The sequence below is a fragment of the Gilliamella sp. LMG 34361 genome (assembly GCF_984569075.1).
The window spans coordinates 524021-548978 of record NZ_OZ474903.1; the positions used below are offsets into that span (position 1 = coordinate 524021).

21 protein-coding genes are annotated in these 24958 nt (G+C 36.3%); 12 read left to right on the top strand and 9 right to left on the bottom strand.

From position 1 onward, the window contains the following. Window positions 1-133 precede the first annotated feature (133 nt). Genes AC5LXI_RS02575 through parE form a run of 4 tightly spaced genes read right to left on the bottom strand, consistent with a single transcriptional unit; the run spans window position 134 to window position 6593 of the window. Entirely contained in the window at window positions 134-1579 is a 1446-nt protein-coding gene (locus tag AC5LXI_RS02575) for a TrkH family potassium uptake protein (RefSeq protein WP_493444237.1), read from the bottom strand. A gap of 15 nt (window positions 1580-1594) precedes the next feature. After that, window positions 1595-2446 carry a co-chaperone DjlA gene (gene djlA, locus AC5LXI_RS02580; RefSeq protein ID WP_493443393.1) on the bottom strand — a complete coding sequence of 284 codons (852 nt, stop codon included), beginning with the start codon at window positions 2444-2446 and terminating at the stop codon, window positions 1595-1597. A gap of 1 nt (window position 2447) precedes the next feature. After that, window positions 2448-4676 (bottom strand): DNA topoisomerase IV subunit A, encoded by a 2229-nt coding sequence (parC, locus tag AC5LXI_RS02585; RefSeq protein WP_493443394.1) that lies wholly within the window; start codon window positions 4674-4676, stop codon window positions 2448-2450. Between the two features lie 27 nt (window positions 4677-4703). After that, window positions 4704-6593: a DNA topoisomerase IV subunit B gene (parE, locus tag AC5LXI_RS02590; RefSeq protein WP_493443395.1), complete on the bottom strand. Its 1890-nt coding sequence runs from the start codon at window positions 6591-6593 to the stop codon at window positions 4704-4706. A gap of 222 nt (window positions 6594-6815) precedes the next feature. Between parE and AC5LXI_RS02595 the strand changes: the two genes are divergently transcribed. From AC5LXI_RS02595 to ubiA, 5 genes are all read left to right on the top strand, one after another. Next, window positions 6816-9266, top strand: a complete 2451-nt coding sequence (locus tag AC5LXI_RS02595; protein WP_493443396.1) for a DMSO/selenate family reductase complex A subunit — start codon at window positions 6816-6818, stop codon at window positions 9264-9266. A gap of 14 nt (window positions 9267-9280) precedes the next feature. After that, window positions 9281-9895: a DMSO/selenate family reductase complex B subunit gene (locus AC5LXI_RS02600; protein WP_493443397.1), complete on the top strand. Its 615-nt coding sequence runs from the start codon at window positions 9281-9283 to the stop codon at window positions 9893-9895. Between the two features lies 1 nt (window position 9896). After that, on the top strand, window positions 9897-10736 hold the full coding sequence (locus AC5LXI_RS02605; protein ID WP_493443398.1) for a dimethyl sulfoxide reductase anchor subunit family protein: 840 nt from the start codon (window positions 9897-9899) through the stop codon (window positions 10734-10736). A gap of 30 nt (window positions 10737-10766) precedes the next feature. Next, the gene (locus AC5LXI_RS02610; protein ID WP_493443399.1) at window positions 10767-11348 is read left to right on the top strand and encodes a TorD/DmsD family molecular chaperone; all 582 of its coding nucleotides are present in this window, start codon (window positions 10767-10769) and stop codon (window positions 11346-11348) included. Between the two features lie 130 nt (window positions 11349-11478). After that, window positions 11479-12309 carry a 4-hydroxybenzoate octaprenyltransferase gene (ubiA, locus tag AC5LXI_RS02615; RefSeq protein ID WP_493443400.1) on the top strand — a complete coding sequence of 277 codons (831 nt, stop codon included), beginning with the start codon at window positions 11479-11481 and terminating at the stop codon, window positions 12307-12309. A 730-nt stretch (window positions 12310-13039) separates the two neighbouring features. Here the strand turns inward: ubiA and AC5LXI_RS02620 are convergent. Next, entirely contained in the window at window positions 13040-13933 is an 894-nt protein-coding gene (locus AC5LXI_RS02620; RefSeq protein ID WP_493443401.1) for an SIS domain-containing protein, read from the bottom strand. 169 nt (window positions 13934-14102) lie between these two features. Here AC5LXI_RS02620 and rpiB point away from each other — a divergent pair, with 169 nt between their 5' ends. The 3 genes from rpiB (at window position 14103) to AC5LXI_RS02635 (ending at window position 17016) form a co-directional block, all read left to right on the top strand. Continuing rightward, window positions 14103-14555: a ribose 5-phosphate isomerase B gene (gene rpiB / locus AC5LXI_RS02625; protein ID WP_493443402.1), complete on the top strand. Its 453-nt coding sequence runs from the start codon at window positions 14103-14105 to the stop codon at window positions 14553-14555. Continuing rightward, complete coding sequence (gene rpe / locus AC5LXI_RS02630; protein ID WP_493443403.1) at window positions 14548-15201, top strand: ribulose-phosphate 3-epimerase; 654 nt, start codon at window positions 14548-14550, stop codon at window positions 15199-15201. Before rpiB ends, rpe begins: the two co-directional genes overlap by 8 nt. 231 nt (window positions 15202-15432) lie before the next feature. After that, window positions 15433-17016 (top strand): PTS transporter subunit EIIC, encoded by a 1584-nt coding sequence (locus AC5LXI_RS02635; RefSeq protein ID WP_493443404.1) that lies wholly within the window; start codon window positions 15433-15435, stop codon window positions 17014-17016. Between the two features lie 134 nt (window positions 17017-17150). Here the strand turns inward: AC5LXI_RS02635 and folP are convergent, their stop codons facing one another. The 3 genes from folP to rlmE all read right to left on the bottom strand — a co-directional run bounded on the left by folP (window position 17151) and on the right by rlmE (window position 20714). Further along, complete coding sequence (gene folP / locus AC5LXI_RS02640) at window positions 17151-17987, bottom strand: dihydropteroate synthase (protein WP_493443405.1); 837 nt, start codon at window positions 17985-17987, stop codon at window positions 17151-17153. Between the two features lie 144 nt (window positions 17988-18131). After that, a complete protein-coding gene (gene ftsH, locus AC5LXI_RS02645; protein WP_493443406.1) occupies window positions 18132-20012 on the bottom strand; it encodes an ATP-dependent zinc metalloprotease FtsH in 1881 nt (626 codons plus the stop codon). A gap of 75 nt (window positions 20013-20087) precedes the next feature. Then, window positions 20088-20714, bottom strand: a complete 627-nt coding sequence (gene rlmE / locus AC5LXI_RS02650) for a 23S rRNA (uridine(2552)-2'-O)-methyltransferase RlmE (RefSeq protein WP_110424375.1) — start codon at window positions 20712-20714, stop codon at window positions 20088-20090. Window positions 20715-20812: 98 nt separating this feature from the next. On the opposite strand from rlmE, the gene yhbY reads away from it, so the two are divergent. Then, on the top strand, window positions 20813-21106 hold the full coding sequence (gene yhbY / locus AC5LXI_RS02655) for a ribosome assembly RNA-binding protein YhbY (protein WP_493443407.1): 294 nt from the start codon (window positions 20813-20815) through the stop codon (window positions 21104-21106). A gap of 42 nt (window positions 21107-21148) precedes the next feature. Here yhbY and greA read toward each other — a convergent pair whose 3' ends face one another. Continuing rightward, window positions 21149-21625: a transcription elongation factor GreA gene (gene greA, locus AC5LXI_RS02660; protein ID WP_493443408.1), complete on the bottom strand. Its 477-nt coding sequence runs from the start codon at window positions 21623-21625 to the stop codon at window positions 21149-21151. 239 nt (window positions 21626-21864) lie between these two features. Here greA and AC5LXI_RS02665 point away from each other — a divergent pair, with 239 nt between their 5' ends. The 3 genes from AC5LXI_RS02665 to hslO are packed head-to-tail and all read left to right on the top strand — an operon-like array spanning window position 21865 to window position 24787. Beyond that, on the top strand, window positions 21865-23469 hold the full coding sequence (locus AC5LXI_RS02665; RefSeq protein ID WP_493443409.1) for a hypothetical protein: 1605 nt from the start codon (window positions 21865-21867) through the stop codon (window positions 23467-23469). Between the two features lie 60 nt (window positions 23470-23529). Next, complete coding sequence (hslR, locus tag AC5LXI_RS02670) at window positions 23530-23922, top strand: ribosome-associated heat shock protein Hsp15 (RefSeq protein WP_493443410.1); 393 nt, start codon at window positions 23530-23532, stop codon at window positions 23920-23922. Further along, window positions 23900-24787 (top strand): Hsp33 family molecular chaperone HslO, encoded by an 888-nt coding sequence (hslO, locus tag AC5LXI_RS02675; protein WP_493443411.1) that lies wholly within the window; start codon window positions 23900-23902, stop codon window positions 24785-24787. The genes hslR and hslO overlap by 23 nt, the downstream gene beginning before the upstream one ends. The last annotated feature ends 171 nt before the right edge of the window (window positions 24788-24958 follow it).

The following is a 24958-nucleotide window of genomic DNA, read 5'->3' on the forward strand; positions in this document are numbered from 1 at the left end:
TTACCTCTAATGAATACAGCACATGCTGCTTAGTAATTCTGGCGGTAATTGACTAAATAATCAATAAAATATTTATATTTTTAGCTATTTTGTCAAAAATTATCAGGTTTAACCGTCGATTTGAGTTTAAAAGTTAACTTCGCCAGAATGTTGGCGTAAACAAAACCAATAATGTAAATATTTCAAGTCGCCCAAATAACATGTCAACAACCATCACCCATTTCACCATATCATTTACGTGAGCAAAATTATCACTGACACTGCCCAAACCAACTCCTAAATTGTTGAGTGATGAAGCAACAATATAAAAGGGGTCAGTTGCATCAACTCCTGACGCCATAATGATAAATAAACTAACTAAAAAAACTAATGCATAAGCTGAAAAGAATCCCCAAACCGCTTCAATAATGCGCTCCGGTACGACCCGATTATTGAGTTTTAAGGTATAAATTGCATTAGGGTGAATAAGCCGTTTTAATTCCCGTGAGCCTTGCATAAATAGTAGTAGTACCCGAACAACTTTTAGCCCACCACCGGTAGAACCAGCACAGCCACCAATAAACGAAGCACATAATAAAAAAATCGGTAGTGATGATGGCCAATTATTAATATCATCAACCGTAAAGCCGACGGTTGCACAAAACGACACGACTTGTAATACAATTTTATCAATACCAAGGTTTCGCTGCGGTTGATAAAAATAGATAACAAAAGCACAGATAGCAATTAAAGTAAGAAGAATAAAGATAAACGTTCTAAACTCTTGATCGTGCCAATACACTTTGAGTGAAATGCCATTTAATGCAGCAAAATGTAAGGCAAAATTACAACCAGACAAAATAAGGAAAAGGGTAACAATATAGTTGATTGCTGGACTATTAAAATACGCTAAGTTGTTGTCATGAGTTGAAAATCCACCCATTGATATCGTTGAAAAGCTATGCGAAATTGCATCAAAGATATTCATTCCTGCAAACCACAAACTTATCGCACATAAGGTGGTAAGTAAAATATAAATTGACCACAGTGTTTTTGCTGTTTCAGCAATACGGGGGCGCATTTTGCTATCTTTTTGTGGACCAGGAATTTCGGCACGATAAAGCTGCATTCCTCCAACCCCTAATAATGGTAAAATAGCAACGGCAAGTACGATAATCCCCATCCCACCAAGCCATTGTAACAATTGACGATAAAATAGTAGCGCTTTAGGTAAATGATCTAAATTAACAATTGTTGTTGCGCCAGTTGTAGTCAACCCAGAAAAAGACTCAAAAAATGCAGTGGTTAAATTAAGATTAATGTGATTATCAAACAGGAATGGAAATGCGCCAATAGTACCTAATACCACCCAAAATAATACCACGATGAAAAAGCCTTCTCGAGTACTTAATTCATGGCGTTGATGACGATTAGGAAACCACAATAACACACCTAAAATTAATGCTGCAAAGAAAGAACGGACAAAAATAGCGCCTGCGCCGTCACGATATATTAACGCCACTAGTGCAGGTATTAACATAAATACTGACAATAGTGATATTAATAAACCGATAATTCTTATAATTGAGCGCCAATGCATCATATATAGTAATCTCTATTTAAATCCACGTGATGCTTTTATAAGATCGTAAGCCGATTGAATTTCTTGTGCCTGTTTTTTGGCAGCCTCTAACATCTCTTTTGGTAAGCCTTTTGATACTAGCTTATCAGGATGATGTTCATTCATTAATTTACGATAAGCTCTTTTAACTTCAGTTATTTCAGCAGATGAATCTATTCCTAATATTCTATAAGCATTTTGTAAATCTGATTGTCGAGAACGGCTCTGATAACCGCTTTGATAACCGCCATAATTATTGCTTTGTTGATGTTGACTATTTTGTTTATTATCATAATATTCTTGGCGAAAATGAAAGCTTCCCATCATCATCTGAATATATATAACCATTTGTTGGCGAGGAATATGGAATTCATCAGCAACAATAAACAAAATTTGTGACTCTTTTTCATCTAAATTACCATCAACTAATGCCGCTTGGATTAATTGTTCACAAAAAATATTTAGAACATTGCGCCTAAAACGATATTGGAAGTAGAGTTCTCGTAAACGGGATCGAAGTGGGTAATCACTCGCTTTACCACGATTGAATGACTGTTGGGCTAATTGGCGACTTGCGGCATCAAGTTGTAGCCGATCCATAAATTGCCGAGCAAGATTAATATCATCTTGCGTAACAACGCCTTTTGCTTTACTCAAATGCCCCAATACTTCAAAAGCAATAGTTAAGTACAGCGTTGGATTTGATTGTGTCCTTTTTTCAGTCAATTTATTGCCAAATGCTTGATACAGCATTGGACCAATAAATAGTCCAAGTATAAATCCCCATCCCGATTTTAATACTGAACTCAGTATTAACCCGAAAATAATGGACCAGATCAAAGACATATTATTCGTTCACCTCAATTCGTTCGATTTTTTGTAATCCTCGTGGTAGTGACGTTCCTTTACGAGCACGTTCAGCTCTAAATTTTTGTAAATCAGTAGAGGAAAGAGTTAGTTTGCGTTTACCAACATATAACGTTAGCGATGTATCTGGTGTTATCAGCATCATATAAGCGAGGCTATCATCATTGCCAGATAGTGAGATAATTTTATTTCCCTTACCTTTAGATAATTCTGGTAAATCTTTTACTGGGAATATCAGCATTCTGCCTGCTTTAGTAATTGATAACAGCAAGTTCTCTTCTGATACGATTTCTATCGGAGTAAGTACATTGGCATTTTTAGATAAATTAATTACTGCTTTACCGTTACGGTTACGTGCGATTAAATCACTAAATTGACAAATAAAGCCGTAACCAGCACTCGAGGCAAGTAACAATTTTTGGTCTTCATTGGTTGACATCAATACATGTTCAACGGTTGCTCCAGCTGGTAATGCCAGTTTACCGGTAAGCGGTTCACCTTGTCCTCTAGCTGATGGTAATGTACTTGGCTCAATCGCGTAACTGCGACCAGTTGAATCGATAAATACTACTGGTTGATTACTTTTACCTTTTGCTGCGGCTTTAAAACTATCACCTGCTTTATAACTTAATCCGACAGGATCGATATCATGGCCTTTAGCTGCTCTGACCCAACCCATTTCCGATAATACAATTGTAACTGGTTCAGAAGGGATTAACTCTTGTTCAGTAATTGCTTTGGCTTCACTGCGCTCGACAATTGGTGAACGACGTTCATCACCATATTTTTCAGCATCAGCTTGTAGCTCTTTTTTGATTAAATTACTTAACTTTCTTGGTGAAGCCAATAATGCTTGCAGTTGATCTCGCTCTTTAGCCAGTTCGGCTTGTTCACCTTTGATACGAATTTCTTCTAGCTTAGCTAAATGGCGGAGTTTTAATTCTAAGATAGCTTCAGCTTGTGTTTCGCTTAAGGCAAATCTTTGAATTAATTCTGCTTTTGGGTCATCTTCATGACGAATGATTTCAATCACTTCATCAATATTTAGAAAGGCAATTAATAAACCATCTAAAATATGTAGTCTTTTTAGTATTTTATCTAAGCGATAATTTAAGCGACGGGTTACGGTAATACGTCGATATTCTAACCATTCAGTTAGGATTTCAACCAATCCTTTAACAGATGGACGATTATCTAGTCCAATCATGTTCATATTAACACGATAACTTTTTTCTAGATCAGTAGTGGCAAATAGATGGTTCATTACTTGCTCTAGATCTACACGATTAGAACGTGGCACAATAACCAGACGAGTCGGATTTTCGTGATCGGATTCGTCACGTAAGTCTTCAATTAACGGTAGTTTTTTAGCGCGCATTTGGCTAGCAATTTGCTCTAAAATTTTAGCACCAGAAACTTGGTGTGGCAGATCAGTAATAACAATGTCGCCATCTTCTTTTTTCCAAACTGCTCGCATACGTATTGAGCCACGGCCAGTTTTATAAATTTTGGCGATATCTTCCGGAGAGGTAATAATCTCAGCTTCTGTTGGGAAGTCAGGGCCTTTTATGTGTTCCATCACTTCGCTAAGTGTTGCTTTTGGATTATCAGCTAACATAATAGCTGCATTCGCTACTTCACGAATGTTATGTGGTGGAATATCGGTTGCCATACCTACCGCAATACCGGTAGTACCGTTTAATAAGATATTCGGCAATCGAGCTGGCAACATTTTTGGCTCTTGTAATGTACCATCAAAATTGGGCGTATAGTCAACAGTGCCTTGTCCTAACTCACCTAACAATAATTCGGCATATTTTGATAAACGTGATTCGGTATAACGCATTGCAGCAAATGATTTTGGATCATCGGGTGCCCCCCAGTTTCCTTGCCCATCAACTAATGGATATCGATAAGAAAACGGTTGCGCCATTAATACCATTGCTTCATAACAGGCACTATCACCATGAGGATGGTATTTACCTAAAACGTCACCGACAGTACGGGCTGATTTTTTGAATTTAGCTTGCGCATTTAGCCCTAATTCTGACATTGCATAAACAATGCGACGTTGTACTGGTTTTAAGCCATCGCCAATAAACGGCAATGCGCGATCCATAATGACATACATTGAGTAGTTTAAATAGGCGCTTTCGGTAAATGTTCGTAGCGACTGAACTTCTACTCCGTCATGAGTTATTTCACTCATTATTGTTCCTCTAAATTATTCTGTATATTAGACATCAAGTTCAACTTGGTCACCTTTTTCTTGTAACCATTCTCGGCGATCTTCGGCACGTTTTTTCGCCAGTAACATATCCATTAATGCCATTGTTTCTTCGGCATTATCTAGTGATAACTGAACTAATCTACGGGTGTTAGGATCCATTGTGGTTTCGCGAAGTTGTAATGGATTCATTTCACCCAATCCTTTGAAACGTTGAACATTTGGCTTACCTTTTTTACGTTTAAGCTGATCTAAAATCCCTTCTTTTTCTTCTTCATCAAGGGCGTAATGAACTTCTTTGCCTAAATCGATACGATACAGTGGTGGCATGGCGACAAAAATATGTCCATGCTCAACCATGGCTCGAAAGTGACGTACAAATAGTGCGCATAGTAACGTGGCAATATGCAATCCATCTGAGTCAGCATCGGCTAAAATACAGATTTTACCGTAGCGTAATTGACTTAAATCATCACTATCAGGATCAATACCAATAGCTACTGAAATATCATGAATTTCTTGCGATCCTAATACTTCATCAGATGAGACTTCCCAAGTATTTAATATTTTACCTTTCAACGGCATAATTGCTTGATATTCACGATCTCGGGCTTGTTTAGCTGACCCGCCAGCAGAATCACCTTCGACTAAAAATAGTTCGGTACGACTTAAATCTTGTGATGCACAGTCAGCCAGTTTACCCGGTAAAGCTGGACCACTGGTTAATTTTTTACGGATGACTTTTTTGGATGCTCTTAAGCGTTTTTGAGCACTGGAAATTACCATCTCAGCAAGTAATTCGGCAATTTGTACATTTTGATTCAACCACAGGCTAAATGCATCTTTAACAATAGCTGAAACAAAAGCTGCACTTTGTCTTGATGATAAACGTTCTTTGGTCTGACCGGCAAATTGCGGTTCTTGCATTTTTACTGATAACACATAGGCACAGCGTTCCCAAATATCATCGGCGGTTAATTTTAAACCACGTGGTAATAAATTACGAAACTCACAAAATTCACGCATGGCATCAAGTAAGCCTTGGCGTAAACCATTGACATGAGTTCCACCTTGCACCGTTGGAATTAAGTTAACGTAACTTTCAGTTAACAATTCCCCACCTTCTGGTAACCAAAGTAATGCCCATTCAACCGCTTCTGTTTCACCTGTATGGCTACCAGTAAATGGTTGTTCCGGTAATAGTGTGTAACCACTAACTGACTCTATCAGATAATCTTTTAAACCGTCTTGATAACACCAGCGTTGCTCTGAACTGTTAATTTTGTCTTTAAAAATGATTTCCAGTCCCGGGCAAAGTACAGCTTTCGCTTTAAGCAAATGAGTTAGGCGAGGTACTGAGAAGCGAGGTGAATCAAAATATTTTTCATCCGGCCAAAAACGGACTTTGGTACCAGTATTACGACGTCCACATGTACCTATTACATGTAAATCTTCAACTTTATCGCCATTTTCGAAAGCGATTTGATACACTTGACCATCACGGTTAACGGTAACTTCCACTCGTTTAGATAATGCATTAACCACGGAAATACCAACACCATGCAAACCGCCTGAAAATTGGTAGTTTTTATTGGAAAATTTACCACCTGCATGTAAACGACAAAGTAAAAGCTCAATAGCAGGTACACCCTCTTCAGGATGAATATCAACTGGCATACCACGCCCATCGTCGATAACCTCGAGCGAATTATCTTCATAAAGGGTAACTTTCACTTGGCGAGCATGTCCTGCAATAGCCTCATCGACACTATTATCAATCACCTCTTGCCCTAAATGATTGGGACGAGCAGTGTCAGTATACATTCCAGGACGATGACGAACAGGATCGAGCCCTTTTAAGACCTCAATATCAACTGCATTATAAGTGGATTGTGACATAACTTTTCTGTTTATTCGATTAAATGGGCTTATTATACCAATCTTTCCTTAAGATGCATGAAATTAAATTTATAATAAAAAGCAAATTGATTTTTTTATTGATAATAATTCTTATTACATTAATTTATTTTAAGTTAATTTCGATTTTAGCCTTTTTTCTGTTTTATAATCTTAACTATAGTATTATGATAAATACATCCCAAATAAAAATAAGGGAACAGGATGAGCAAGTCAGAAAATAAGATAACTCGGCGTGATTTTTTGCAAAAATCGCTAGCAATTGGTAGTGTGGCAGCATTAGCCAATAATTTACCACTGCCATTTGCTTATGCTGCGCCGGAGACAGATCGTGATAAAGCGTCGATACCTAACCCTACTTATGAAGAAAAGATTTTTTATAGCGCTTGCCTAGTCAATTGTGGTAGTCGATGTCCATTAAAAGTACATGTTAAAAACGATATTATCACCAAAATATCTTCTGAGGATGGCATTAATGATCCTATCTTTGGACAGCATCAAATTCGTCCTTGTCTTCGTGGCCGTGCCGTTCGTTGGCGTACTTATGATCCTGAACGATTAAAATATCCAATGCTGAGAATTGGTAAACGCGGTGAAGGCAAATTTAAGCGCATCTCGTGGGACGAAGCTATCGATCTATTAGCAGAAAAACTCAAATACACTATTAATCGCTATGGCAATGAAGCTATTTATTACCAATATGGTACGGGTACGACAGGGGCAAATATCTCAGGTCGTAATGCCTGTAAGCGATTTTTAAGTTGTATCGGTGGTCACCTTAATTATCATGGTGATTATTCAAGTGGACAGATAACGGCTATTCAACCTTTTATATATGGTAATGCTAAAGAGTCGTTGCTAGACCAAATCAAACATTCTGATCTAGTTGTGATGTTTGGACATAATGTTGCTGAAACTAGAATGTCGGGTGGTGGGCAGGTTGCTGAGTTATATACTGCATTAGCACAAAGTAAAGCAAGGGTAATTATTATTGATCCACGCCGTAGTGAAAGTGTCGTTGGTTTTAATGCTGAGTGGCTGCCGATTATTCCTGGTACTGACGCTGCGTTAGTCGCTGCAATCATTTATGCTTTGCTTGAAGAAGATCGTGTTGATGAGGCGATGCTTAACCAATATTGTGTGGGTTGGAATGCTGATACATTACCTGATAGTGCTCCACCTTTTAGCGACTATAAATCATATATTTTAGGATTGGGTGATGATAGAACGCCTAAAACTCCAGAATGGGCAGCTAAAAAAACCGGCATTGCGGCAAAACAGATTCGTAAGTTGGCGTTAGATATTGTCAATGCGAAAGCGGCATGGATTTCACAAGGTTGGGGGCCACAGCGCTGGCAAAATGGTGAGCACACCACAAGAGCGATTATGATTTTACCGGTTATTACCGGTCAATTTGGTAAGCGTGGTACCAATATTGGAACTTGGGGTGGGAGTGTTACCTATCCTGTTCCTGGTTTAAATATGGTTAATCCCATTAAAACCAGTATTCCTTTCTTTTTATGGACTAAAGCTATTGAAGAACCGTTAAGCATGACAGCTAAAAATGCGTATATAAAAGGTAAAGCTAAATTAGATGTTGGCATTAAATTTATTTGGAGTTATGCCAGTAATGTTATAGGTAATCAACATTCCGATCTCAATCGAACGCATCAAATTTTACAGGATGAATCAAAGTGTGAATTCATTTTAGTTTGGGATACCCATATGACTGCTTCGGCAAAATATGCCGATTTATTGTTACCAGATGTCTCGTCAGTTGAAAGCAACGATTTAATCAATAACTCTTATGCATCGGGTGCTTATTATTATGTTATTCGCTTGCAGCGTGCAATCAAACCATTGTGGGAAAATCGCCCTGCTTATGACGTATTGACCGAACTATCAGCAAAAATGGGAGTTAAGGACAAATTTACTGAAGGGCGAACTCAAGATGATTGGATCGCCTATAGTTATGAAAGAATGCGTAAACTCGATCCAAATCTACCTACTTTTGCCGAAACTGATGGCATGGGCGTTATTGATCGCAAATTAGCTGATAGTGATGCTCAAATCGGATTAAAAGCGTTTCGGGATGATCCAGCAAACAATCCACTAAATACGCCGTCCGGTAAAATTGAAATCTATTCAGAAGCCTTAGCTAAAATTGCCAATGAGTGGGAATTTGATGAAGATGATAAGCTCTACCCGATACCGGCTTATTTGCCAGCGATAGAAGGTAGTGAAGATATCGAAAAACAGGAGAAATACCCACTACAATTGATTGGCTTTCACATCAAAGGGCATTGCCACTCAAGTTATAGTAATCTTCCGCAACTTAAAGAAGCGGTGGCAAGTAGTATTTGGATTAATCCATTAGATGCAGAACAAAGACGGATAAAGCATGGTCAACTGGTTGAGGTTTATAACGATCGTGGTCGACTTTATATTTCAGCTAAAGTCACGCCGCGAATATTACCCGGTATTATTGCCATTCCACAAGGATTATGGGCAAAAACCAATGAGGCTGGAATTGATATTGGAGGTTGTATTAATCGTTTAACCTCATTGCGACCGTCTGTACTAGCCAAATCTAATCCTCAGCATACCAACTTGGTTGAAATCAAGCCATTAGCTGCTATGCCGTCGGCATCATAAGGGAGGTGATTAAAATGCAATATGGATTCTATATTAACTCTTCCAAATGCACGGGTTGCAAAACTTGCCAAGTAAGCTGTAAGGATGAAAAAGATAATGCGCTAGGGATTCATTTTCGGCGTGTTTACGAATATGGTGGTGGCACATGGAAACAAGTTGATGGGTGTTGGCAAAATGATATCTTCACTTACTATTTGTCGATCTCCTGCAATCATTGCCAAGAACCAACCTGTGTACAAGGCTGCCCAACCGGTGCCATGCATAAGCGCAAGCAAGATGGTTTAGTCGTTGTTAATCAAGATGTCTGTATCGGTTGCCGCTATTGTGAAATGCGCTGTCCTTATGGTGCGCCACAATATGATCATCAAAAACGCGTCATGTCTAAATGTGATGGTTGTTACGAACGTGTAGCGCAAGGTTTAAAACCAGTCTGTGTTGAGTCTTGTCCTCAGCGCGCTTTAGATTTTGATGAAATTGGCAAATTGCGTCAGCGTTATGGATATGAGTGCGATATTGCACCACTACCAAGCTCAGACTTAACCAAACCAAGTATTGTGATAAAACCGCATGTACAAGCAAAAGCAACAGGTGACTCGCTTGGTAAAGTGCTTAATCCAGAGGAGGTCTAAAATGCAGGAACTACCACTGGTATTTTTTACGGTATTTGGGCAATTATCAGCAGGAATGATCCTACTTAGTGGTTTGTTTTATATTGTTTATCGTTCAAAAAACAAATTGGCTATCACTCAAAAAATTAATGCAGTAGCGTTAATTTTCATGGCGATTGGTATGGCGATTGCTTCATTTCATTTAGGTCAACCATTACGAGCATTCAATGTGATTTTTGGTATCGGCCGTTCACCAATGAGTAATGAAATTTTTACCTTTGGCTTATTATTTGCTATGACATTTGCTTTTGTATTGCTTAATTATTTTGTCTTGTATCCAAATAGTACCAAATTACAAATCATCAAACCGCTGTGCCAAAAAATTAACCATATACCGCATTTAAACTATTTATTGGCGATGATCTTGGTTATTTTAAGCCTATTTTTTGTTTGGACCATCGTATTAACCTATATGTTAGCAACAATAAAAACGTGGGATAGTTGTTATACCGCGATACAAATGTATACTGCGATGTTGGTATTGGGGGGAATTGCCGTTACTTGGTTAGGACTATATCGAATAGGTTATTGTGCTTTTTTTATTGGTAGTTTACTGATTCTGCTATTAAAAATGCCTTACTTAAAGCTAATGAGTGAAATTGCTCCAGACTTAACCTCTAATCAATATTGCTGGATAATAGTCCAGTGCGCATTATTAATTATTTCTATCACATTGGTTTTATTTGCTATTTTAAGAAAGCAACATCAGACAATGATTTATCTATTGGCTTTTATTGGCGTATTTATTGCCGAAATTTGTGGGCGCATAACCTTTTATAATTTATGGATGATAACTGTTTAATTATGTAATAATTTAGGCAATGTTAATTCAATGATTAATAATGGATCGAATATTTTGGATAACCTGACATCTATCACTTTGGCGAAACTATTAGGCGCTTTTTTTTATTATCACCCTAAAAATCGACAGATAAATTCACTGATTGAAGGGTTATTACAGGTTAACCAGTTAGCTAATTGGCCTAATCAGTCCTTAATGGATGAACAATGCCAAGTATTGAAAGATCAGATAAATCACCCTGAAATAGAATATCAATTCTCACTACTATTTGAAGGTCAAGGTAGCATGATTGCTCCACCATGGGGATCAGTTTATTTGGATCAAGACAAATTACTCATGGGCGAATCGCAAGAGCGTTACCGAGCATTCTTACAGCATCAAGGTTTAACTCTAAACACAGGTATGAATGAGCCAGAAGATCAGTTCGGATTGATGTTAATGGCTTATGCGATACTGCTTGAAAAACATCAATTTCAAGCCGCCAAACAATTACTGACCGAACACTTATTAAGTTGGGCACCAGCTTATTTAAATAGCCTAAAACAAAACCAAATCAGCCTGTTCTACCAAGCATTGGCGATTATTGCTGAACAATATTTGCAAATGCTGTAAATTCCTATTGTATAGCAAATTAATATCTTACTTATTTGATTAATACAATATGTTCAGTGATCACCACTGATTGCAGCTTTTAAAGGAACAGGTATAATCCGCCTATTATGATTCAGAATAATGACCACCTATGCTAGCTTATTTACAACTGATGCGATTAGACAAGCCAATTGGTTCCTTACTACTACTTTGGCCGACACTATGGGCCATTTGGCTTGCCAGCATCACCCCATCGGTGCATATTGTTGTTGTATTTGCACTTGGTGTGATTGTTATGCGCTCTGCGGGTTGTGTGATTAATGATTATGCCGATCGTCATTTTGATGGAAGGGTTGAACGAACAAAAAATCGCCCTTTAGCTCGCGGCGCATTAAGCGAAAAAAATGCCTTATATACCTTATTTGTATTATTGCTAATTGCACTTGGTTTATTGCTTACTTTAGATAAATTAACGTGGTTAATTGCTGGATTTGCCTTAATTACCGCAATGGTTTATCCATTTATGAAACGTTATACCCATTTACCGCAAGTGACGTTAGGTATAGCTTTCAGTTGGAGTATACCAATGGTGTATGCGGCAACAATCGCCCAATTTCCTTTAACTTGTTGGTTGCTGTGTTTAGCTAATATTTGTTGGACAGTCGCTTACGACACCGAATATGCCATGGTTGATCGGGATGATGATTTGAAAATTGGTATAAAATCAACAGCCATCCTATTTGGTCATTATGACAAGTTTATTATTGGATTGTTGCAACTCATCACCTTAATTTGCCTAGCACTTATCGGCATAAATAATCATTTCCATCAATTTTACTATATTGGTTTAATCATTGTTTTATTACTGTTTATTTATCAACAATGGTTAATCAAAGACCGAGATAGAACTAATTGTTTCAAAGCTTTTATGAATAATAACTATATCGGCTTATTTATATTTATAGCGATGTTTATTGGTTGAAACCAATCTACCCTCTTTATTCAATGCTTATCGCAAACTTTATATGGCTTATACTTAATATCTTTAGTTACAAAAGTGTTACTATTAAAAAAGCGAGATGGTATACACTCCTCAATTTTTTTTACAGAAAAGTATTTATAATTGCTTAAATGACATAATTTGTCTGACGACTATTTTAGTTCTTATAAATAGTAGCACCGTGGTATGTATTAGCTTATTTTGTTTTTTTAGAGTTAGTTACTTATAGCAAAGAGCCGATAATTAAAAGTCAAGATGGTATACACTCCTTAATATTTTTTACAGAAAAGTATTCATAATTGCTTAAATGACATAATTTGGCTGACGACTATTTTAGTTCTTATAAATAGTAGCACCGTGGTAGGTGTTAGCTTATTTTGTTTTTTTAGAGTTAGTTACTTATAGCAAAGAGCCGATAATTAAAAGTCAAGATGGTATACACTCCTCAATATTTTTTACAGAAAAGTATTCATAATTGCTTAAATGACATAATTTAGCTGACGACTATTTTAGTTCTTATAAATAGTAGCACCGTGGTAGGTGTTAGCTTATTTTGTTGTTTAGAGTTAGTTATTTATAGCAAAGAGCCGATAATTAAAAGTCGAGACGGTATAGACTCCTCAATATTTTTTACATTTTTAATAACAACTAAAATATTGAGGAAAGGGTATTTGCTAACGAAATTCCCATATTTAATTATTTAAAAAATATCTCATTGATTAGATAAGGTTTTTTTATGTAACGGTTTGACGACATCAATACTACGCTCCAAATGAACTTTTGATTTTTCATGATCCAGTACCACAATTGCGATAAATAGTGTATCTAACAGGGTGAGTTGGATAATTCGAGCAGCCGCATTTTGACCAAGTAATGGTCCATTTTTAGCAGGACTAAAGATAGATAAGTCTGAAATTTCAGCCAATTCTGATTGATGATTATTAGTAATACAAATAATCTTCGCCTGGTTTTTTTTGGCAACCAATATTGCATTACATATTTCCGCAGTATTTCCTGATTGAGAGATAGCAATAACCACATCGTTTTCTTTTAATTGACTCGCTACCATCACCATCAAATGATTATCACTATAAGTATGACTGTGAATTCCTATTCTCAATAATTTATGCTCAAAATCCTCACCAACAATCGCTGAACCACCTACACCAAGAATAACAATACGATTAGCATGAAAAATCCATTCTGCGGCTTTGGAAATAATTTTAGCGTCAACAATAGATTGGGCTTCTTTTAATGCTTGTACAGAGTTATTAAAGACTTTTTCAATAATATTTTCGACGTTATCCTTTTCAGATAATTCTTGTTCCTTCTCAAAAGGTAAGGCATCAAAATAGGAAAGTAATGCGCTTCGAATTTCTCTAAAACCAGAATAACCTAACTTTTTTGATACTTTTACCAACAGAGGTTCTGAAACGGATAACGCTTCGGCTACTTCTTTAATACTAGTTCTTGGTTTCAAGTTGCCTTTAGTCATCATCCATTCAATAATTCGTTGCTCAGTATTACTTAAACTTGAAAGTGAGATTCGAATCATCGCTCCAATTGCCAGTGCATTAGAATTTTCTGAATCATTTAGTTGTTTCACATTTTCTCTCCATAACATTTTTGAGGTAATTTTAACCCAATTTTAAGTTAAGCACATTGTAAAAAGAGGATTTTTTATTCCTCCAATAACTTTACAAAAAAATAAATTAACGTTAATATCATAAAAAGTGAAGTAAATTGCCTTATTTTTAATCAATGGAGAGTGACAAATGAAAATTGCAATTGGTTATGATCATGTTGGATATATTTTAAAGAAAGATATCGTTGAATATTTGGAAAATAAAAATATTACGGTGATTGACCTTGGGGCGCCATCAACAGAAAGAACAGATTATCCGATTTATGCTAATAGAGTGGCAATAGCCGTCAATTCAAAAGAAGCTGATTTAGGTATATTAATATGTGGAACCGGTATTGGTATTTCTATTGCGGCAAATAAATACCAAGGAATAAGAGCCGTTGTTTGTAGTGATCCTTATTCGGCAAAACTATCTCGGGAACATAATAATACCAATATTCTTGCTTTTGGCTCCCGTGTTGTAGGTAGTGAACTTGCTAAAATGATTGTTGATCAATGGTTAATGGCAAAATTTCAAGGCGGGCGACATCAAACCAGAATAGATCAAATCAATGCTATCGAAAAAGGAGATTTTCATGAGTAAATTTTGTCCTTCGCTTATGTGCGTCGATTTTTCTAAATTAGCGGTCGAACTAAAGTCACTAGAAGAAGCGGGTGTCGATATGTTTCATATTGATGTGATGGACGGTAATTTTGTGCCTAATTTTGCATTAGGTATAGAAGATATTAAAGCGGTGAGCAAAATATCAAAGATTCCTTTTGATGTTCATTTAATGGTGACTAATCCATCACCATATATTGAAAAATTTGCACAACTTGGATGTGATATTATTTATGTTCATGTCGAAACATTAATGCATATTCATAGAACATTAAATCAAATTAAATCAACGGGTAAAAAAGTTGGTGTTGCGATTAATCCCGGTACGCCATTATGTGTATTAGAAGATGTTTTAGAACTCATTGATGTTGTTTTGATAATGTCAGTAAATCCGGGGTTTGCAGGACAACCTTTTATCGCTAATTCTATCGATAGAATTAAGCGATTAAATTCTATTATCAACGATAAAAATCTAAATACGACCATTGCTATTGATGGTGCGATAAGCCCCAGTATCATTGAACAATTATCTCCTTACGTTGAATATTTCATTCTTGGAACTGCTGGATTGTTCAATAAAGATAAACCTTATAAGCAAACAATGAATGAGTTACGAAATCTATCCTAGTTTATGAGGCCTTTATTGCGATAAAGGTCTTAATTCACAAAATATCTTAAAATATATAATTTATTTTCCATTTTTTACCATTTCACTTAATAGAAAAGCCTAAAAAATTCATTTTTTATTAAAATTATGTGAACTAGATCTCTTTAAATTAAATTTATTTACAGATAGAATTAATTTTGTGAACTATCTGTGGTTCACTTTGTCTTTTAATAAAATATAGGGTTAACTACAATGAAAAGTACTTTTTTTAGTGTATTGCAACGGGTTGGTCGATCTTTTATGTTACCCATCGCACTTCTTCCTGTAGCTGGATTAATGTTAGGTATAGGGGCTTCATTTACAAATGAAACGACAATTGCGTCCTATGGGTTACAGAGCTTTTTAGGTGAAGGGACTTTACTACATGCATTTTTAACCATAATGAAAAATGCTGGTAGCGTTATATTTTCTAATCTTCCTATTTTATTTGCTATTGGCGTTGCGATGGGAATGGCAAAACAAGAAAAGGAAGTTGCCGCAATATCCGGCGCGGTTGGCTTCTTTATCATGCATTCAACTATTCATGCTTTATTAGAATTAAGAGGACTATTAAAAGAAGGTGCGTTGCCAGATGGATCTTTAGGTGATGCGGTTGGCATTGAAACTCTTCAAATGGGGGTTTTTGGGGGAGTTATAGTTGGATTAGGTGTTGCTGCTTTACATAACCGTTATTATCGAATTGAATTACCCGCTATTTTATCATTCTTTGGTGGCTCTCGTTTTGTACCTATTATTACCGCATTTGTTTATTTATTCGTTGGTATTTTAATGTTCTATATTTGGCCTTCAATTCAATATGGAATTTTGTTATTAGGTCGATTGGTCAACGAATCGGGTTATGCAGGCACCTTTATTTATGGATTTATTGAACGTGCTTTAATTCCATTTGGTTTGCATCATGTATTTTATATGCCGTTCTGGCAAACTGGTGTTGGTGGCACTGCAATGATTGATGGTACCCTTGTTGCTGGCGCACAAAATATTTTCTTTGCTCAACTCGCTAGTCCAAATACAACCGAATTTTCAGTTGAAGCAACCCGCTTTATGGCCGGTAAGTTTCCATTTTATTTATTTGGTATTCCTGGTGCAGCATTAGCTATTTATCGTACAGCTAAACCACAAAATCGTAAAATGGTATTAGGTCTTTTAGTTTCAGCAACGTTAACCGCTATTTTGACAGGAATTACTGAACCAATTGAGTTTTCTTTCTTATTTGCTGGTCCTTTACTTTATGTTATCCATTGTATTTATGCTGGTCTATCTTTCATGCTTTGTCATATTTTTGATGTTGGTGTGGGGCAAACATTCTCAGGTAGTTTAATTGATTTTGTATTATTTGGTGTTTTACAAGGGAACAGTAAAACGCATTGGATTAATGTCATTCTTATTGGTCTTCCGTTATTCCCAATTTATTATTTTACATTTAGTTACTTGATCAAAAAATTCAATTTTAAAACCCCAGGTCGGGAAGATGATAATGAAGAAACTAAATTATATACCAGAAAAGATGTTGAAAATGCTAAAAAAAATAACAGTGATCTATCCAGTATTATATTAGATGGGTTAGGTGGTAAAGACAACATTACGTATGTTGATTGTTGTGCAACAAGGTTGAGAATTTCTGTACATGATAATCAATTAGTTGATAAAGAAACCTTAAAATCAACTGGTGCAAAAGGCGTGATTATTAATGGGCAAGGCGTCCAAGTTATTTATGGTCCTCATGTAACAGTAATTAAATCACATTTAGAGGAATATATCGCAACACTAGAATAATAATAAAACTATTTTACTATTAGTTCATTTCAAAGTAGTTAAATCAATCAAGGAATTTAGCCGTTTTGGATAATCATCAACGGCTAAATTTTTTATTCAATAGTAATAAGTAACAAAACTCATGAAGCGTAAAATTAGACTTGCTCTGCTAATGTCGCTTGAACTATTCGCATCGCATCAAAGGTTTCTTTGACATCATGAACTCGTATGATTTGTGCACCTTTCATTGCTGCAATAACTGCACAAGAAACGCTACCAAGTACGCGCTCTTTGGGTGGTACATTTAGGACTTGGCCAACCATGGATTTTCTCGACATACCAACCAAAATAGGTAAGTTAAAATGATGGAATCTTTCGAGGGTTGCTAATAAACGATAGTTGTGGGTTAAGGTTTTGCCAAATCCAAAACCTGGATCTAGGATGATTTTTTCACGAGCAATTCCTGCTGCCACACATTGTTTGATATGTTCTTCAAAAAATGAATCGACTTCTTGATAGATATCTTGTTGGTAATGCGGGGCGTTTTGCATGGTTTTCGGATCACCTTGCATGTGCATGATACATACCGGTAACTCAGTTTTTTGCGCGGCTTGTAGTGCACCCGGTAAAGTTAATGCGCGGATATCATTAATCAAATGAGCGCCCGCTTTAGCCGATTCAGTGATAACTTCGGGTTTTGATGTGTCAACTGAAATCCAGACATCAAAGTAGCGGGCAATTTTTTCAACCAATGGGATAACCCGGTCAAGCTCTTCGCTGGTTGACACTTGAGCAGCACCTGGGCGAGTTGATTCTCCACCTACATCAATAAAGGTTGCTCCTGCTTGAATCATATTATCAACACGGCGCATTGCATCATCAAGATTGTTGTAATTACCACCGTCTGAAAAAGAATCAGGGGTCATATTAACAATTCCCATTACTTGTGGAAATGAGAGATCCATTACCTGATTTTGAAAACGAATTTCCATGGTTTTAAGCCTTATTTTATCTATATTTTTTGCTAAGTACTCTATTGAGATGATGGAGTAATGCTGTTTGGTTTCTATTTTTGAAAATTAATTGATTTTTAATGATAAAAAACGCGCCGGAGCGCGTTTTAGGTTTAATCATCATCAATCTTCTGACTGAGTTGGTATATCACTACCCTCATTTGGAATCTCTTTTGCTGCTTGTTCATCACTTTCTGTCCAATCATCAGGTGCACTAATTGGTCTACGAGCAATTAAATCAGCAACTTGTTTTGCGCCAATGGTTTCGTATTTCATTAATGCATCTTTCATTGCATGAAGTACGTCCATATTTTCAGTTAAAATTTTACGTGCTCGTTCAAAATTACGATCGATAATTTTTTTAACTTCTTCATCAATAATTCGCGCAGTTTCATCAGAGATATCTTTTGGTCGGCCATAAGATGAATTATCATCCATTTCATAAAATAACGGACCTAAACGATCAGAAAAGCCCCATTGGGTAACCATTGCTCTGGCATATTGAGTGGCAACTTTAATATCGTTTGATGCACCAGTTGAAACTTTATCAACACCATAAATCAGTTCTTCGGCAAGACGTCCACCATATAGCGTGGCGATATCACCTTCTAATTTTTCTCGGCTTTCACTAACTCGATCGCCTTCAGGTAAGAAGAACGTTACCCCTAATGCTCGGCCACGAGGGATGATAGTTACTTTATGGATTGGATCATGATCAGGCATTAAATAACCGATAATAGCATGTCCAGCTTCATGATAAGCAGTTGAAATAAGTTGTTCTTGAGTCATGGTTAAAGAACGTCGTTCTGTGCCCATGTTGATCTTATCTTTGGCTTCCTCAAATTCGTCCATTGTGACAACACGTTTATTACGACGTGCGGCAAATAGTGCGGCTTCATTGACTAAGTTTGCCAGCTCAGCGCCAGAATAACCTGGTGTACCACGAGCGAGAACGGATAAATTGACATCAGTACCAAGTGGCACTTTGCGCACGTGAACGGCTAAAATTTGTTCACGGCCTTTCATATCAGGTAAGCCAATTTGAACTTGGCGGTCAAAACGACCAGGTCGAAGTAATGCTGGATCTAAAATATCAACACGGTTGGTTGCTGCAATAATGATGATACCACTATTTGCTTCGAAACCATCCATTTCAACTAACATTTGGTTAAGAGTTTGTTCACGTTCGTCATGACCACCCATTGAACCTGCACCACGTTTACGGCCAACAGCATCAATCTCATCGATAAAGATGATACAAGGTGAATGTTTGCGAGCTTGTTCAAATAGGTCACGGACACGAGAAGCTCCCACACCAACAAACATTTCAACAAAATCAGAACCTGAAATGCTAAAGAAAGGCACATTGGCTTCACCAGCGATGGCTTTAGCAAGTAATGTTTTACCAGTACCCGGAGGTCCTACCATTAAAATACCTTTTGGAATGCGACCACCTAATTTTTGGTATTTACCTGGATCACGTAAAAAATCGACAACTTCGGTAACTTCTTGTTTGGCTTCTTCACTGCCGGCTACATCGGTAAATTTAGTCTTAACTTGATCTGGCGTTAACATTTTGGCTTTACTTTTGCCAACTGACATTGGACCACCTTTACCTCCACCTTGCATTTGGCGCATAACAAAAAACCAAAAACCAAGTAGTAGGATAATTGGGAACCAAGAAATCAAAATGTTAACCAATAAGCTTGGTTTTTCATCTGGGCTACCATAAACAGCAATATCATTTAATACCAAATTATCAACTAGCTTTTCATCCAGATAAGGGATATAAGTAACATAATTACCACTACTTTTAGTTGTAGCAACAATTTCGCGGCCGTTAATATGCACTTCTTTAAGTTTACCGCTCGTTACATCCGAATTAAATTTGGTATAATCGACTTGAGGACCGCTATTGGATAGCGTGCTGAATTGGTTGAATACAGCAATTAATACTACCGCGATAACCCCCCAGATCAGTAAATTCTTTACCATGTCGTTCAAAAGAAAAACCTCTCATAAAATTAATAGTTACGACTAAAATTAACCAAGTATAGTACTACAAAATTGTCCGGCTGGCTACTTCATCCCCATCGCGACAATATATACTTCTCGAGACCGTGCACGCGAGGCTTCTGGTTTGCGAATTTTGACTGTTTTAAACAGTGATCTTACCGTTTTTAGATACTCTTCGAATCCTTCACCTTGGAATACTTTAACGATGAAACTCCCATTTGGAGCAAGAACGTCTTTACACATATCTAATGCAAGTTCAACTAAATACATGGCTCTAGGTATGTCAACGGCAGGTTGTCCGCTCATATTTGGTGCCATGTCAGACATGACAACTTGTACTTTTTCTTCGCCAACGCGTTCAAGCAAGGCATTTAATACGGCTTCATCCCGAAAATCACCTTGTAAAAAATCAACGCCAACGATGGGATCCATTGGTAATAGGTCACAAGCAATAATTCTTCCTTTATTGCCAATGAGTGATGCAACATATTGTGACCATCCTCCCGGCGCTGCCCCTAGATCTACGACAGTTATTCCCGGTTTGAATAGTTTGTCACTTTTTTGTATTTCTTCTAATTTAAACCATGCTCTGGAGCGTAGCCCTTTTTTTTGTGCTTGTTGCACAAAACGATCTTTAAAATGTTCATTAAGCCAACGAGTAGAGCTTGCTGAGCGTTTTTTGTTACTCACAGCGAATAAATCCTTAATGTATAGAGATCACTTCAATTGATTACAAATATATATAAGGGTAGAATAGCAAAATTACAACTTAATGTGATAAAAAATTAATGAATTTATCGAATAAACAAAAACAGTACTTAAAAAGTGAAGCTCATCACTTAAAACCGATAGTGATGATTGGTGCTAATGGATTTACCGAAGGTGTTCTTGCTGAAATTGAAAATGCCTTAAATTTCCATGAGTTAATTAAAATTAAAATCGCGGCTGAAGATCGTGAGACAAAAAAGCTGATTTGTGAAGCCATTATCCGCGAAACAAAAGCGCTAGCCGTTCAGCAAATCGGCTCTATTTTTACCATATTCAGACCAAGCGAAGAGCAGAAAATTTCTTTACCAAAATAAAAAACAGGGCAATTGCCCTGTTTTTTTATTGCAGCCGTTTTATTAAATATATTCAACTTTAATAATATCAAATTCAACATCGCCGCCCGGTGTTTTAATTTGTACGGTATCACCATCTTCTTTGCCAATAAGTCCACGAGCAATTGGAGAGTTAACTGAAATTAAATTCTGTTTGTAATCCGCCTCATCGTCACCAACAATTCGGTAGGTTGTTTCTTCATCGGTGTCAGTATTCACTACCGTGACGGTTGCACCAAATATAATACGACCGGTATTTTTAACTTTAGTGATATCGATAACTTGTGCTTGAGACAATTTACCTTCGATTTCTTGAATACGGCCTTCACAAAATCCTTGTTGCTCCCTTGCTGCATGATATTCAGCGTTTTCTTTCAAATCTCCGTGTGCTCTAGCTTCAGCAATGGCGGCAGTAATTTGAGGTCTTTTTACATTTTTTAGTTCTTCAAGTTCTGCACGTAATAATTCGGCTCCCTTTACTGTCATTGGGATCTGTTTCATCTCGGTTTTTTCCTATTTATATAGTAAATAAAAAGAATAACAAATGTTCATCTTAATTAGAAGAAAGATAAATTATTAATTTAGTTTGTTATTCTGATGTTACAATTGGCATTAGTTATATATTAACTTCAAAACAAGTTTAACAACAAATCATTTATAGCAAAATCAAGTGCTATTTTAGCTAAAATCAGGTATCGTAATACAAATTCAACCCTTCATCTTAACTATTTAGCTTATTTATGAGACGATTACGATTTAGTTTAATCATCCTCTTTTCGATTTTCTGGTTGTTAATTGTAGTTGGCTATTTTTTGTTGCAGACCAATTTTGGTGCCAAAATAGTAAGCCAACAATTATCAAGGCTGAGCGCCTATTCTATTACAATTGGCAAAATAAATCATTCCTTTGCTAATTTTTATGAGTTAAGCGTAGATAATTTATTGGTAAAAAAAGATGAGCAAGAAGTCGCTAATATTGGTAAATTAATCATTGGCTTTGATAAGCAAAATTTATGGCAATTCCATCATTTTAATTATATCAATATCATTGATGGGACGCTAAATGGTTCTCAAATCAGTCAATCGAATTTTACGGCAAATGTGTTACAGTTTTATAATACAACCTTAAATTTTTCATTGAATAATGCTCAAGATTCTCTGTTGTTACAACAAATTAATGGGGGTATAAAACCGTTTAATCTAACGAGTAAACAACCATATCAATTCGATTTTACTGCCCAGCAAGTATTGTTTAAGCAAAAGGTGGTTAATAGCGTGTTACTGCAAGGATATTACCGTGATGGTATAACTTCAATTACTAATTTAGGCGGTAATATTGATAATGGTTTTTTTGTTAGTAAATTAAAAATGCTAGCAGATGGTAGTTTGGATATAGCACAATTAAAATTAAACAATATACATTTTCAAGCTAATAATGAGACTGATTTAAACAGATACTTGTCTGAGCTACCAACATTCAAACTACAAGAATTTTCGATATTTGATAGTAATATTCAATTACCTAATTTAGTGATAGAAAAGGGTAATATGGAGATAACTAACATTGGTTATGATCATCAGTGGCAGTTACAGCAAAGTAATTTCATTATTAGTGCTGATAATGTTGTGTGGTTTGATGAAATATTTTCATCATTATTACTGCAACTATCTTGCAAAGATGATGAAGTAGACATTTTAAAAGCGGTCGCAGGGTGGAGTGATGGTAATGTCCATTTAACTGGCAACTGGAAAAACAATGTATTACATTTAAAAACATTATTACTAGCCAGTATTAATTATCAGTTACCTGATGACTTAAAACAACGGTTATTACCTAATATATTCAATCAAGTCGATATTGATCAACTAACTGTATTGCCAAGTACGTTAATTAGCACTAAGTCTGACTATCCATTTAATCTCACCGATTTTAATGTTTCTGGAACCAACATTAGGTTAGTGGAAGATAAAAAGTTTGGCATATATTCAGGCTCGTTATTTTTTAAAGCTAATGATGCAACAATTAATAAAATTGCGGTTAAATATCCTAATTTGTCGGTGAGTTTTGATAGTCAGCATCGAGCGTTATTGAGTTTTAGCGCATTAATTAATAGTGGTACGCTTGATGCAACCGCAACGATAAATCCTTTGCAAACCGAGTTTGAATCATTACATATTATTGCTAAAGGGATTACTAGTGAACTGTTAAATCAATGGAAGTTAGTTGAAACTCCGCCTGAATCATTAAATTATCGTGCTGATTTACATGGTGAAATTTCGCCATTTAGCCTTTCAGGAACATTTTTTACTAACGATAATGAGTATTCAATTTATTCACCACATTGATTTTAATATAATTATCCTTATATTCGTTTTCAGATGTATTAAGTTATAAATGAGGAAACAATGTATCTAGTAAGATTAGATAAATGGTTATGGGCGGCTCGGTTTTATAAAACTCGCTCCATCGCTCGTGATATGATTGATGGTGGCAAAGTCCACTATAATGGTCAACGAGCAAAACCAAGTAAAATTGTTGAAGTTGGTGCTATATTAACCCTTAGACAGGGCAATGAACAAAAAACAATTCGTGTTTTAGCCATTAGTGATCAACGTAGGCCAGCTAGAGAAGCTGAATATCTTTACCAAGAAACCTTGGAGAGCATTACCAAACGGGAAAATATTGCTGAGGCTCGAAAACTTAACGCATTAACTATGCCGCATCCTGATCGACGACCAGATAAAAAAGAGCGGCGGACATTAATTAAATTTAAATATGATAGACAACAAGGCAATTAATATGGATACCTTAAATCGGTTTTTATTTGATAATCATCCTATTCGTGGAGAAATTACTCGACTTGAAAACACATACCAATCTATTTTAGAAAACCATAATTATCCTATTGCGGTACAGAATTTATTAGGTGAATTATTAGTAGCAACCAGTTTATTAACTGCAACGTTGAAATTTGACGGCGATATCGCAGTGCAGTTACAAGGGGATGGACCATTGACGTTAGCGGTAGTCAATGGCAACAATCAACAAGAATTACGTGGTGTTGCGCGCGTAAATGGTGAAATTGCCGATAATGCAACTCTCAAAGAAATGGTTGGTAACGGTTATATTGTAATTACCATAACACCTAAAGGAGGCGAGCGTTATCAAGGTATTGTTGGATTAGAAAAAGAGACGCTAATTGGTTGTATTGAAAATTACTTTATGCAGTCTGAACAACTGCCAACGCGTTTATTTGTTAAAACTGGCGTATATAATAACCAGCCAATGGCGGCCGGGATTTTATTGCAAGTGTTGCCTGCAAATGAAAATACTCAAGCGTCGTTTGAGCATTTAAGTGCCTTAACTGAAACAATTACCCGTGATGAGTTATTTCAGCTTCCTACCGATGAGATTTTGTATCGTCTTTATAATCAAGAGGAAGTGCGTCTGTTTGAAACACACCATATTGTATTTAAATGTGGTTGTTCACGACAACGTTGCGAAGATAGTTTAATGACATTACCGGCTAACGAAGTTGATGATATTTTAAATGAAGATGGTGGTAAGATTGATATTCATTGCGATTATTGCGGTAAACATTATCTGTTTGATGCTATCGACATAGCGGAGTTAAGAAACAAGAAAAATAATAATTATCATTGATTTATAAAAGTGCCACTAAGATTGTAAAATTTTAGTGGCAAAGTGAAATATAGGGAATTAAACCCGCATCTAATTTAACAGAATCGAATTTATTTACCAACCAATATTATCTGTTTTGCATAATTTTTTTGTAAACGATCTTTACAAAATAAACCTTTAATTACAAAAAGA